The sequence below is a fragment of the Sporolactobacillus sp. PKPK-6 genome (genome assembly GCF_056678885.1).
Genome location: NZ_JBWXPA010000001.1, coordinates 1,700,377 through 1,711,705 on the forward strand (window position 1 = coordinate 1,700,377; position 11,329 = coordinate 1,711,705).

The following is an 11,329-nucleotide window of genomic DNA, read 5'->3' on the forward strand; positions in this document are numbered from 1 at the left end:
GACAATCTTATTGTTTCTGTATATCCTGGGTGTAAACCTAATTTTCGAAAAATTAATAAGCGCATCGGCTCGTCTTTCTTATCTTATGACTTGCCGTTCAAAAAAATGAACAGGCAGTCTCAGGTCTGATCGCCCGATACTTTTACAAGTGCATAGCCGCTTCTGTCTCTTGTCTGGCGTCTGGCACCAATCACGACCAGCGACATCGGCAGCGCACAGATGGCAACCGTGGTCAGAACCGGATGACGGCTTCCCCATTTGCGAATCACGTTCCGCTTGTCAGGCGGCAGATGATCTAAAACACTTTTCGTAAAAGCGGCCGGCAATTGCGGGTGGGTCAGCCTGCGCAGCAATTCAGTTGAATCATTCAATTCATTGAAATGAACGCGGCACTCATCGCAAGTGGCAAGATGCTCAAACAATACCTGTTTCTCCTGTTCGGTTGCCTCCTGGTCCAGAACCTTATTCATTAAAGATACATATTTTTTACTGGCGCAACTCACGCTCGCCCTCCCCCTTCAGCCATCATATTTTTTCTTAACATTTCGCGGCCACGGTGAATGCGCGTCTTAACCGTACCGACCGGTATTTCCATAATTTCACTGATTTCTTTCAAACTCAAATCCTCAATATATTTTAAGACGACTGCCGAGCGATATTTCTCAGGCAGCTTCTTAATTTCACCTTGCACCATTTCTTCAGTCTCTTTGCGCACGATCCGATCTTCCGGCTGTTCACCTTCATCAGGCAGCATTGCATTCAGTGAAAGACCTTCCGTACCTGGAACGACAGCATCAAGCGAGACAACATTCTTTCTGCGCCGCAAAAAATCAATAGACAGATTCGTCGCAATTCGGAACAGCCAGGTTGAAAACTTTCGTTCGTGATCATATTGATCGATATGGTTATAGGCGCGTATAAACGCCTCCTGGGATAAATCCTCAGCTTCCTGAGCATTACCGACCATGCGCAGGCAGATGGCAAACACGCTGTTTTTATACCGTTCCACAAGCTCGGCAAATGCTTGCTGATCCCCTTTTCTGATTTTTTTAATCAGTCGCTTCTCACTTTGATCCATTTTTACCTCTCATTTGAAGCATTATTTACTACGCATTTCATTCGTACCAAGTTTCATTGATGTCATGAGGCTTTTTCGCAAACAGTCTGTTCTTGAATTCATATAGTTAGTCGCTGGACAGGGCTTATTTATCACTTTATTCATGAGCTGTTATTCGTCTTAAAAACGAAGGATCCGGCCGTCAATCCTTCAAATGTTGCCGCTCGTTTGAAAAAATTCTGTTGGGGTAATTCAATAGTTAAGCAAGAACCGAAGCCTGGAGGTGGAACATATGGACAAGCAAGAACTCATCAAAAAAATCGAAGCACTGCGCAATGTGATGTCACAAGCTGCTCGTTATCAACCGCTTACCTCGCCGGAAATCCAGCATATGAGCCATCATCTTGATCAATTATTGAATCAGTATGATCGGCTCGTCCGAAGACAGAATTTGACGAGGTCAAGTCTTCAAGCTCCGGTTAGGCCTTAGTTTTTCTTATACTAGATACCGCTTATCTTTAATCTTTTATGCTTTTTTTGTACAAAAAACTTCCTGCAGTCTGCAGACATTAAAATTATAACATAATTCAAGCCTTCTAAAACAAACAAGCGGCTTGTTCCTCTTGACAGGAGCAAGTTTTTATTTAACAATAAAAGTAAACCAACAGTTTACTTTTATGTGATCAGGAGCGATATTTTGCCATCAAAAAGAACACTGCAGAAGGAAAAGAAAAGAACAGCCATCATCGACGCTGCTGAACACCTATTCTTTTCCAAAGGCTATGACCGTACAACCATGGACGACCTGTGTCGTGAAGCGCATTTCAGCAAACGCACACTTTACATGTACTTTAATAGTAAGGAACAGATTCATTTTGAGATCATGATTTGCGGTTATAAACAGCTGATCTCTATGCTTGATGACGAAAATCAAACGTTAGGCGTCATTGAGCGTCTTAAACAAATGGCGGATACCTTTTATCAGTTCAGCCAAAGCTTCCCGGAGTATTTCACAGCCATCTTTTCATATGAGAACAGCGCTGCCGATTTCCAAAAAGGTGTACCGGATTCCTCCAAAGAAGAATGCTATGCGCTTGGTGAGGTCGTCTTTCAGAGGCTGGCACTCTTAATTCAAGAAGGACAGAAGGAAGGTGTATTCCGTAACGATTTGGATTCCGAACAAACAGCCCTTATCTTATGGTCTTGTATGAGCGGAGTCTTGAACACGGCAAAGCTGAAAACAAATTATTTGGAGAATTACCATTCCCTATCATCCGGAACGCTCATTGACAACGCTTTTGAATTGATCATCCGGTCCATTTGCAATGACCATGGAGGTGCTTAAGTGAAAAGAAAAGGCGTGAAAAAAATGATCATCATCAGCATTTCGAGCTTCATCATCCTCATTTTACTGGCGCTCGCTGCCATCCTTCTTGCCGGCGGCTTGTTTCAGAATCAGACGTATCTGCAGCCATGGAACAAAAATTACGCCGCCCATTTCAAAGACCCGCGTATTCGGTTGGCAGCTTACGGGCTTCTCGCCGCCAACGGGCACAACATGCAGCCTTGGATCATTAAGCTCGACAAAGACGATCCCATGACGTTCTACCTCTATGCAGACGCGAGCAGAATGTCACCGAAAGCCGATCCTTATGCGCGCCAAATGATGGTGACGCAGGGCACCTTTTTGGACTACGTTGCGGTCGCGGGTCAATCGATTGGTTATCCCGCAACCATTACCCTGTTTCCTGACGGTTCATACAACGAACAGCAGCTCGCACAAAGTATGTCCGTCAAACCCGTTGCAAAAATTACCTTGAAACGAGCGCAACCGCAGCAGAACCCGCTTTTCCGTGCTATTTATATTCCGGACACAAACCGAGAGCCCTACAAATCGACAAAACTGAGTTCCGCACAGATTGACGCCTTGGAAGCCCTCAATGACAGTAGAATTGAAACAAAAATTTATCAAGACAAAGCCGATGTGAAAGCACTCGGAAAATTCGCATTGGACAGTGCAATAATTGAGGCAGATACTCGCCGCGTCATGGACGAGGCCGGAGCCATTTTTCGTGCGAATGAATCGCAAAAAAACAAAATGCGTTATGGGTTTTCATTTGAAGGTCAAGGTACCTCCGGATTCAAGCTCTACTTCATGCAGGGCCTGATCACACTTTTTCCTTCCCTTAATAATGCCAAGGCTTCTTCTGATCTCATGATTCAATCGACGAAGGCGGCACTTGAGCACACACCCGCATATGCCATGATTTCATCCGATGACAACAGTCGTGTCAGCCAGGTCAAAAGCGGCATGATTTACAGCAGGCTGACGCTGACCGCTGCAAGCCTCGGTCTCGCCGCACAGCCGGTCAGCCAAGCGTTAGAAGAGTACCCTGAAATGAACACGCAATATACAGGCATTCACCAGAGCTACGCACCAAAAGGACAAACCATTCAAATGCTTGTCCGAATCGGAACACCAACGAAAAATGTCCCGCAAAGTATGCGCCAAGATGTTATGGAACTGGTTCGGAATTAATAAAGATAGGATTGAAAAAAATTGTTAATCAGCTGGATTATAATAAAGTTGTAACGAACCCCAATAATTTCTAATGACTACTACTATTTTATTCTCTGTTATACACAAAAAAGGGATCTTTGCTCTTAAGCAAAAATCCCTTTTTGTATGTATGAAGCTTTGATGGAGCCTAGCGGGATCGAACCGCTGACCTCCTGCGTGCAAAGCAGGCGCTCTCCCAGCTGAGCTAAGGCCCCATATAATGGAGCGGAAGACGGGATTCAAACCCGCGACCCCCACCATGGCAAGGTGATGTTCTATCACTGAACTACTTCCGCAAAACAAACAAATATGAAATTAATTAAATGCGGATGAGAGGACTTGAACCTCCACGAGCCGTAAAGCCCACTAGAACCTGAATCTAGCGCGTCTGCCAATTCCGCCACACCCGCAAAACCAAAATAGAGAAAAAAATAAATGGGCCATGAAGGGTTCGAACCTTCGACCCTCTGATTAAGAGTCAGATGCTCTACCAACTGAGCTAATGGCCCACAACACAAATTAATGAATTATGGTGGAGGGAGAAGGTTTCGAACCTTCGAACCCTAAGGGAACGGATTTACAGTCCGTCGCGTTTAGCCTCTTCGCTATCCCTCCAGAAAAATAAAAACGTAAAGCTAATGGTGCCGATCAGAGGACTTGAACCCCCAACCTACTGATTACAAGTCAGTTGCTCTACCAATTGAGCTAGATCGGCTTAATATGGTGGAGGATATAGGGCTCGAACCTATGACCCTCTGCTTGTAAGGCAGACGCTCTCCCAGCTGAGCTAATCCTCCAAAGTGACCCGTACGGGATTCGAACCCATGAACCCACCGTGAAAGGGTGGTGTCTTAACCACTTGACGAACGGGCCATGCTTGTCCGCCGCAATCGACGTTTTTTATTATATACAGAATCCCATTCCTTGTAAAGCAAAAATAAGAAGCCATTTTATTCAGACTATTTATCGACATGCTAAAACCTAGTATTTATAGTCGTTTCGAGTTCTTTTTAGAACCAGAGATCGCTCAAAAAGCAGCAAATGAGCCTACCTGATTCAGCTTTAGCTGAGTTCAATCGTCACCAAACTGAAATGCATTTACTGACCTTCCTGTTTGTGGACTCGCATTATTCTCCCTCTTTATGTGTTCTCATCATGGCACAAAATTCGTTTTTTTATTCTTTGATACCTACTCAATCACTAAAGAAAAAGGAACCCATTTTTATGGATTCCTTTTCCCACAAGTCAGTTGTTCTCAGGAAACATTTGTTTCTGATGCATCATTTTGTCCATCCGGCCTTTTACTGCTTGTCCGACCTTGTTGTTCGGCTTCATCATCTGATAGCAAGCCGCACCGATGCCGATCGATGCGATCAGCGGCATCATTCCGTTTCCCTGTTTCATTTTCTGTCCACCACCATTAAGAATTTGTCCTTTCGATCCGGACAGATATAGCTTAACCTCTACGGCTCATTCAATGAACGTCAATCACTGCCAATTTTTTAATCGCTCACCGGCACTTCATTTAGGTATTCTTCAAGCGTTTGGTGCTTCTCCACGATCTTTTTTGATGCAGGAAGTCCGACATACCGGAGATGCCATGCCTCGTGTTCATATCCGGTGACTGCTTTCTTGCCCTCTGGGTAGCGGACAATGAAACCGTAATCCTGTGCATGCTTCGCCAACCAGGCTGCTTCAGGTGTTTTTCCGAATTCCTGTGTGGCAGCATACTTTCCATTAATCCCTGAAACATCAATCGCAAGTCCGGTCTCATGCTCACTCGTCCCAGGACGCGCACTGTAGTTCACTGCCTTTTTTTCACCGTCCCGTCGGACATAATAATTGAATAAAGCAACTTGCGTTTTATGCGAGCGGTACGCAGACACGCCTGCCAGCTGCACACCGTCCTGTTTTGCCGCCGTGAACATTTCTTTTAGCGGTTCTGCGGCAGCGGCACGCATTTTCTTCTTTTCCGACTTCCCTGAAAAAATAAATGGGATATCAAGATCAACAAGATCGCTTGGTACATAATTATCCGGCAGCTTGAAGTATTTGTTGACCAAAACAAGCGTGCTTTCAGGATCAGCGACAACGTGCACACCGCTTTGACTCATTGCAGACACCGTATTTTTTGATGAATCGGTGTTGCTGCTTTTTTTCAGTGTCCCGCCTTGAGATGAGGATGAATTTTGCTTTTGTTTTTGCTGCTGCGATGAACCGGATCCCGATGGATGTGTCCAAGGAAGTTGTTCGCATGCAGATAACCCTAATAAAGCTGCTATCGCACCTGCAGCATAGATTTTTTTATTCATAGAGCACTCCATTATTGTATTTGGTTTAAAGTTGAAAGGAATAATTTATGTGGAATCGTGTCGAATTTTGTGTACACCTTTTAATGTATTCGAAATGGGCCATGAATATCAAGGCATATAGAAAAAATGGGAACGGGAGAATGTCCCTCGCGTGATGAAATGTTCCGCCGAAAATATATAAAAAACAGAATCCAAATTTTGGATTCTGCAAGTGTGAGTTATAGGGGTTATTGCTGAAATATATAAAATTAGCCAAGGAAAAGCTTTACATTAATGATAATGGACAGAACCAAGGCAATGTTGGTAAGCAACAATTTTCGACTCAATTTGACGGATGCTTCATTTTGGGAAAAATCATTCGATTGTTTAAAATCCATGATTTTCATCTCCTCAATCATTCCTTTTGATACGTTAATCATAGGCCATCACTATTAAGAAGATATGATGTCTTTTTTAAGATCATGTAAAAAGCTTAATTCGGTCAATTTCTCTGATATCTGCCAGATCTTCGTTTCTTTTTACTTTCTTTTAGAACTGAGAAAAATCGGGCCACGGTCCATACTTCCGCAGCACGCGGAGGCTCACGCATTGCGTACTGAGGACGTACTTAGCGAACGTTTCTCACCATATACGAAAACTCTCCTTAACTCCAAATGCGGTTTAGGTTCATCAACCTTGTACTTGAGCAAACATTTCTGGTTCATTAAGCATTCTGGTCCTTCATTAAGGATAAATTAAGCGGAGATTTTCCGGTTATTTGCATCTTGGCGCTCGTTTCATAGGTAAATAAGGGTAATTTTTCCGCTTATTCAAAGAAAAACCCGCCATTTTCCCGTTTTTCGATTCAATAAGCGGAATTCCTCCGTCTATTTAAGCGGCTTTTCCCTTCATTTTCTAATTAAGCGGAATTTATCCGCTTATTTTTCAGATTGGGCGCTTTCTTCATTCAGCATTTTTCCTTATATAGCTTGAAGTAAAATTCACAATGGCACGTTGCGACATTAAAAGAGACGGAGCCTGACCCACATGCTTCTTGTGAAGTGCGGCTGTTCCAAGTTGGCTTTCCTCAAACGCTTGACCGATGGCGTCAAACGCTTCTTCATGGTACTCACCGTCTTGGTACGTCACCCACTGCCGACGTCCTTTTATACGCACGGGGCTTGATCGCTCTACCCGTTCAAGCCTTCCGGACATGTATTCGCCAAGATGCATTGATGTATTGTTACCATAACTGACGCCAAGCAGCAGAACATAACCATCTCGTTCATATAGTTTCCCAAGCGGCGATTCTTTTCCTAACCCGTCGTCAAGCGAATGGTGCGCAAGGATTGCATCGCGGCCCTCGCCCCAAGCGGTAAAGGAATAGATTGGGTGATTGCTGCGGCGTACGTCCGGAAACGAGCGAAAGGCCTCTGCGACCTGCCCCATTCCGAACGTCGGAGTCCGGCGCGGATCAAATGCCGGCATCTCTTGATAAATGCTGTGAAACCATGTCGATGGCACCGGAGGATTCTCCCAATCCGCCGGATCGGACACATCGGCACTGTGAGCCGGCATGACCAGTGTGCCCGCCGATGTCACCACTTCCTGAAGTGCCGAGATGAGTGATACAGAACCGCCGCAGATCCATCCCATCCGGCTCAGAGAAGAATGGACGATAACTGTCATTCCTGCCCCTAAACCGATTTTTCGTAAATCCCTAATCAGCAATGAGCGCGTAATCGCATGCTTGCTTTGCTGAATGACTTCCGCCTCGGACATGACTGATAACCATCCTTTTATATTACTTTTTTGTGCAACAAGTAAAAGGCACTCCCTTGACTAGAAATCCCCATAGGAAGTGCCTCTTTCCTTAATACGAGCTTCTGTTCGTTTCTAAAACGATTGTACCCGTTTATTTAACAATCAATACAGGAACATTTGAACGTTGAACAATTCCGTGGCTGACGCTCCCCAGAAATTCTTTGACACCGCTCAAACCTCGGCTGCCGATTACAATAAGGTCGTAGCCGTTCTGGCTTGCGAAGTCAAGAATTGTCCGAACCGGCTGACCTTCTTTCACGAATGTATGTGTCGCATTGGGAAGTGCGTCAAGCACACTCTCTGTCCGGCTCACCACTTCATGTCCATACTTAAGTGTTGATTCACGGACCTCGCGATAGACATCGCCGACGATAAATTGATTCGTTGGAACCGTCACGACATTTAATACATCCAGATCCGTACGTTCATCGAGCCGTGCCAGATCAGCTGCTCTTTGCAATGCTTTCTTTGCCAGATCAGAATCATCATAGGAAACCAGGATTTTCGAGAATAACATACCGGTCACCGCCCCTCTCACATTTAGACGCAGAGCTGCTCAAAATGGGGGGATCTATGCGTCATTCTTTGACGAACAACCATGGACCATCATTAACGGGTGAAACTGTGTTTCCCTGTTCTTGAACATTCCCTGCCCCTTTTATTTTACCACAAGTTTCCTCATTAAAAAAAGCGCAGCAATCATGATGAAACTGATATTAAGTGTACATTTTTGCATTCGCCTCTTACCATTTTCTCATATCTGCGTTATATTAGTAGGTGATGAAACAGATGCAGCAAGTATTAGTTGATATCGTTTTCATTTAGTCTTGTGCATGCCGGTCTTTCGCGGCTCTTAGTAAAGCGATCAGATCACCTAAAGTTAACTTGGCGAAGTCCATCCTTTGGCGTGGGCAGAGCTATAGTTAGCCTTACACTATTTCTTTCTTAATAGTGTTAAAAATATGGTGAGAAATCGAGGTTATATCATGAAAAAAGGGTTAATTTTTATTGCTTTTTCTACATTGTTCTTTAGTACGATGGAAATTGCCATTAAGCTGGTGGCTACCGAGTTTAACCCGATGCAGTTAAACTTTTTGCGATTCTTAATCGGTTCGATTATTCTGGCTCCGCTTGCTCTTCGTCATTTAAAGGGAAGTGGGTTTACACTTGATAAAAGCAAGGTGCTTTACTTTCTGTTTTCGGGATTTATGTGCGTTGTGGTCAGCATGACATTCTTTCAAATGGCCATTGTTTACTCGAAGGCGTCTACCGTTGCCATTCTCTTTAGCTGCAACGCCGTCTTCGTAATCCCATTCGCTTACTTCTTCTTGAAGGAAAAATTGACGAAGCTTTCCATTGTGTCACTCCTTATTAGCCTGATCGGTATGATTTTCATCGTCAATCCTGAGAATCTGACGAATGTCACCGGTATCACCTTATCGCTGATTGCGGCAGTGACTTTCGCGCTGTATGGCATCATTGGACGTAAGGGCAGTCTGAAGTACGGATTTGACGGCGTTGTTCAGAGCAGCTTCAGCTTCTTAACCGGAAGCATGGAACTGCTCGTGTTGATTCTGATTACCAAAATCGGTTTCGTAGCCAACTGGCTGCAAAGCGCGGGGTTTGGTCAATTCGCACGTATTCCGGTGCTTCAGGGCATTTCATGGAGTACAGTTCCGGCGCTGATCTACCTTGGTGTATTTGTTACCGGACTTGGATTCAGCTTCTATTTTCTCGCGATGGAGGAAACGTCGGCATCAACAGCCTCGCTGGTTTTCTTCATTAAGCCGGCCTTGGCTCCGATTCTCGCTCTATTCATTCTTGGCGAAGCCATCACGCTGAATGTTCTGTCAGGTATTGTACTGATTCTTGCCGGATCATGCGTTGAGTTGATCTCAGACAATCGTCAGGCGAAGCTTGAGAAACAATCGCAGCTTAAGGCTGTCGCAGGCACAAATACTGCGCACGTCAGATAAATTTCTAAAAGATGCCGACCCATTTCCGGGCCGGCATCTTTTTTATTCCCAATTTAATTTTCCATTTCAACACTTAAAATTCGGCCGTCCTTCGAGGCGATTTCCACCTCATAAACAACGCCTTGATCGGTCAACACATATACTTCATATTTCAGCAGATGATTATCTAATTCTAGATCAACATGGATAATCTGGCCGGGAACTCTGGCTACAGCGATCTCCGCCGCCTGTTGCGCCGTAATTCGCTGTCGATATCCATTCACGTATTGATTCTCATTTCGATATGCGGGATTATTGCCGTACATAAGAAATCGACCTCCTCATCGCTTCCGCTTCTCTTAAGATATGATGAGGAGCAATTTCTCGTGACAACGGCCTAACAATACAGGTTGGCGTCAATCAGCAGACAGCATTCTTCTGTTTCCGGTACACTTTGGCAAGGATACGAATGGCTTCGCGAATCTGGGATTCATCGCAAAAACTGAAGGCAAGCCGCAGATGATTGGTCGGCTTGCGGTCGAGATAAAACGACTTGCCGTCGACAAAGCTGACACCGGCTTCAACAGCGTCATGCAGCAATCGAGTCGTGTCAATGTCCGGCGGGAACGTCAGCCACAGGAAGAAACCGCCTTCCGGTTTTTCGAACGATACCTCACTGCCAAAGAAGTCGCTGATCGCTTTCACCATCGCATTGCGGCGGGTTCGATAACCGTCAACAAGCGGTTTCAAATGATCATCGAAGTTCGATGTTTCAAGGAACGTACTGACCGTTTCCTGCATCAAAACACTGGTCAGCCCCTCAGTTTTTACAATTTTGATCAGGTTCAGAACTTCCGGATCGCCAATCACCCAAGCCATTCGTATACCCGGAGCGATAATTTTTGAAAAGGTACTCATATAGATGACGCGTTCCGGCCCGAATGAATAAATGGAAGGCAGAAAGCCGCCATCAAAATTCAATTCCACATAGGCGTCATCCTCAATAATGTAAAAATTATATTTGTAAGCAAGTGCAGCCAATTTCTTACGTCGCTCAACCGAGAGATTTACGCCTGCCGGGTTATGATAATTCGGCAGCACATAAATGAATTTCGGCATTGGACGTCTGCCGGCAGCCGCTTCAATCAATGCTTCTTCAACGAGATCGACACGCAGACCGTCACCGTCGACCGGAAATGCGGATAATTCATTCTGTGCCAAATAAAAAGCACGCAATGCGCCAAAGTAAACCGGCGCTTCTACCCACACCGAATCACCGGGATCCGTCAAGGTTCGCGCAACCAGATCAATTCCTTGATTGGATCCCGAAGTGATCATAATATGATCCGTTTCAACCTCAATCGAACGCAGCCGCGAGCGCTCGCGAATCCACTCCAAAATTTTCTTCTGACCCGGACCTCCCGAATATTGAAGTGCCTCTGTTCCTTCTGATTTCAATGCGGTCACAGCGGATTCAGCCAATCGGTCGATTGGAAAGGAAGCGGGGTAGGGAAAGCCAAAAGCAAGCGGGATCAGCCCCGGATGTTCACCGGCAAAAGCTGATCCGATTAACGGCACATCGTTAAAGCGTTTTGAAAAACGAAACGGTTCCAGATTCCTCATTAATAGATCCTCTCCTGCT

At 45.0% G+C, this 11,329-nt stretch carries 13 protein-coding genes and 8 tRNA genes; 4 read left to right on the forward strand and 17 right to left on the reverse strand.

Translation table 11 applies throughout. The annotated features are described in order from the left end of the window. Positions 1-119 precede the first annotated feature (119 nt). Complete coding sequence (locus AC1MBV_RS08225) at positions 120-503, reverse strand: anti-sigma factor family protein (RefSeq protein WP_255749340.1); 384 nt, start codon at positions 501-503, stop codon at positions 120-122. After that, positions 500-1,078, reverse strand: coding sequence for an RNA polymerase sigma factor SigW (gene sigW, locus AC1MBV_RS08230; protein WP_480948089.1), 579 nt, complete (start codon positions 1,076-1,078; stop codon positions 500-502). The genes AC1MBV_RS08225 and sigW overlap by 4 nt, the downstream gene beginning before the upstream one ends. A gap of 271 nt (positions 1,079-1,349) precedes the next feature. Between sigW and AC1MBV_RS08235 the strand changes: the two genes are divergently transcribed. The 3 genes from AC1MBV_RS08235 (at position 1,350) to AC1MBV_RS08245 (ending at position 3,596) form a co-directional block, all read left to right on the forward strand. Next, entirely contained in the window at positions 1,350-1,547 is a 198-nt protein-coding gene (locus tag AC1MBV_RS08235; RefSeq protein WP_255749338.1) for an aspartyl-phosphate phosphatase Spo0E family protein, read from the forward strand. 207 nt (positions 1,548-1,754) lie between these two features. Next, positions 1,755-2,402, forward strand: coding sequence for a TetR/AcrR family transcriptional regulator (locus tag AC1MBV_RS08240; protein WP_255749337.1), 648 nt, complete (start codon positions 1,755-1,757; stop codon positions 2,400-2,402). Beyond that, positions 2,403-3,596 carry an Acg family FMN-binding oxidoreductase gene (locus AC1MBV_RS08245; protein ID WP_480948090.1) on the forward strand — a complete coding sequence of 398 codons (1,194 nt, stop codon included), beginning with the start codon at positions 2,403-2,405 and terminating at the stop codon, positions 3,594-3,596. A 163-nt stretch (positions 3,597-3,759) separates the two neighbouring features. On the opposite strand, the gene AC1MBV_RS08250 is transcribed toward AC1MBV_RS08245, so the two are convergent. The 13 genes from AC1MBV_RS08250 to AC1MBV_RS08310 all read right to left on the reverse strand — a co-directional run bounded on the left by AC1MBV_RS08250 (position 3,760) and on the right by AC1MBV_RS08310 (position 8,249). Next, positions 3,760-3,832 (reverse strand) — tRNA-Ala (locus tag AC1MBV_RS08250). Positions 3,833-3,838: 6 nt separating this feature from the next. Continuing rightward, positions 3,839-3,913, reverse strand: a tRNA-Gly gene (locus AC1MBV_RS08255). A gap of 28 nt (positions 3,914-3,941) precedes the next feature. After that, positions 3,942-4,027: transfer RNA gene (locus AC1MBV_RS08260), tRNA-Leu, on the reverse strand. 26 nt (positions 4,028-4,053) lie between these two features. Next, positions 4,054-4,126 (reverse strand) — tRNA-Lys (locus tag AC1MBV_RS08265). Positions 4,127-4,147: 21 nt separating this feature from the next. Further along, positions 4,148-4,232, reverse strand: a tRNA-Tyr gene (locus AC1MBV_RS08270). A gap of 24 nt (positions 4,233-4,256) precedes the next feature. After that, a tRNA-Thr gene (locus AC1MBV_RS08275) sits at positions 4,257-4,332 on the reverse strand. 6 nt (positions 4,333-4,338) lie between these two features. Beyond that, positions 4,339-4,414 (reverse strand) — tRNA-Val (locus AC1MBV_RS08280). Between the two features lie 4 nt (positions 4,415-4,418). Next, positions 4,419-4,490: transfer RNA gene (locus tag AC1MBV_RS08285), tRNA-Glu, on the reverse strand. Between the two features lie 372 nt (positions 4,491-4,862). Further along, positions 4,863-5,021 (reverse strand): hypothetical protein, encoded by a 159-nt coding sequence (locus tag AC1MBV_RS08290; RefSeq protein ID WP_255749325.1) that lies wholly within the window; start codon positions 5,019-5,021, stop codon positions 4,863-4,865. A 98-nt stretch (positions 5,022-5,119) separates the two neighbouring features. Continuing rightward, positions 5,120-5,929: a M15 family metallopeptidase gene (locus AC1MBV_RS08295; RefSeq protein WP_480948091.1), complete on the reverse strand. Its 810-nt coding sequence runs from the start codon at positions 5,927-5,929 to the stop codon at positions 5,120-5,122. Between the two features lie 248 nt (positions 5,930-6,177). Further along, the gene (locus AC1MBV_RS08300; RefSeq protein WP_255749323.1) at positions 6,178-6,306 is read right to left on the reverse strand and encodes a hypothetical protein; all 129 of its coding nucleotides are present in this window, start codon (positions 6,304-6,306) and stop codon (positions 6,178-6,180) included. Between the two features lie 565 nt (positions 6,307-6,871). Beyond that, entirely contained in the window at positions 6,872-7,690 is an 819-nt protein-coding gene (locus AC1MBV_RS08305) for an AAC(3) family N-acetyltransferase (RefSeq protein ID WP_255749321.1), read from the reverse strand. Positions 7,691-7,823: 133 nt separating this feature from the next. Beyond that, the gene (locus AC1MBV_RS08310; RefSeq protein ID WP_255749320.1) at positions 7,824-8,249 is read right to left on the reverse strand and encodes a universal stress protein; all 426 of its coding nucleotides are present in this window, start codon (positions 8,247-8,249) and stop codon (positions 7,824-7,826) included. A gap of 469 nt (positions 8,250-8,718) precedes the next feature. Here AC1MBV_RS08310 and AC1MBV_RS08315 point away from each other — a divergent pair, with 469 nt between their 5' ends. Continuing rightward, positions 8,719-9,708 (forward strand): DMT family transporter, encoded by a 990-nt coding sequence (locus AC1MBV_RS08315; protein ID WP_480948092.1) that lies wholly within the window; start codon positions 8,719-8,721, stop codon positions 9,706-9,708. 53 nt (positions 9,709-9,761) lie between these two features. On the opposite strand, the gene AC1MBV_RS08320 is transcribed toward AC1MBV_RS08315, so the two are convergent. Both AC1MBV_RS08320 and AC1MBV_RS08325 read right to left on the reverse strand, forming a co-directional pair. Further along, on the reverse strand, positions 9,762-10,013 hold the full coding sequence (locus tag AC1MBV_RS08320; protein WP_255749318.1) for a PepSY domain-containing protein: 252 nt from the start codon (positions 10,011-10,013) through the stop codon (positions 9,762-9,764). Positions 10,014-10,107: 94 nt separating this feature from the next. Next, positions 10,108-11,310: an aminotransferase-like domain-containing protein gene (locus tag AC1MBV_RS08325; protein WP_480948093.1), complete on the reverse strand. Its 1,203-nt coding sequence runs from the start codon at positions 11,308-11,310 to the stop codon at positions 10,108-10,110. Positions 11,311-11,329: the final 19 nt, after the last annotated feature.

Coding starts and splice junctions, on each gene's coding strand:
- sigW (WP_480948089.1), bottom strand. CDS start 1,078: ATGGATCAAAGTGAGAAGCGACTGATTAAAAAAATCAGAAAAGGGGAT.
- AC1MBV_RS08235 (WP_255749338.1), top strand. CDS start 1,350: ATGGACAAGCAAGAACTCATCAAAAAAATCGAAGCACTGCGCAATGTG.
- AC1MBV_RS08290 (WP_255749325.1), bottom strand. CDS start 5,021: ATGAAACAGGGAAACGGAATGATGCCGCTGATCGCATCGATCGGCATC.
- AC1MBV_RS08295 (WP_480948091.1), bottom strand. CDS start 5,929: ATGAATAAAAAAATCTATGCTGCAGGTGCGATAGCAGCTTTATTAGGG.
- AC1MBV_RS08300 (WP_255749323.1), bottom strand. CDS start 6,306: ATGGATTTTAAACAATCGAATGATTTTTCCCAAAATGAAGCATCCGTC.
- AC1MBV_RS08305 (WP_255749321.1), bottom strand. CDS start 7,690: ATGTCCGAGGCGGAAGTCATTCAGCAAAGCAAGCATGCGATTACGCGC.
- AC1MBV_RS08310 (WP_255749320.1), bottom strand. CDS start 8,249: ATGTTATTCTCGAAAATCCTGGTTTCCTATGATGATTCTGATCTGGCA.
- AC1MBV_RS08315 (WP_480948092.1), top strand. CDS start 8,719: ATGAAAAAAGGGTTAATTTTTATTGCTTTTTCTACATTGTTCTTTAGT.
- AC1MBV_RS08320 (WP_255749318.1), bottom strand. CDS start 10,013: ATGTACGGCAATAATCCCGCATATCGAAATGAGAATCAATACGTGAAT.
- AC1MBV_RS08325 (WP_480948093.1), bottom strand. CDS start 11,310: ATGAGGAATCTGGAACCGTTTCGTTTTTCAAAACGCTTTAACGATGTG.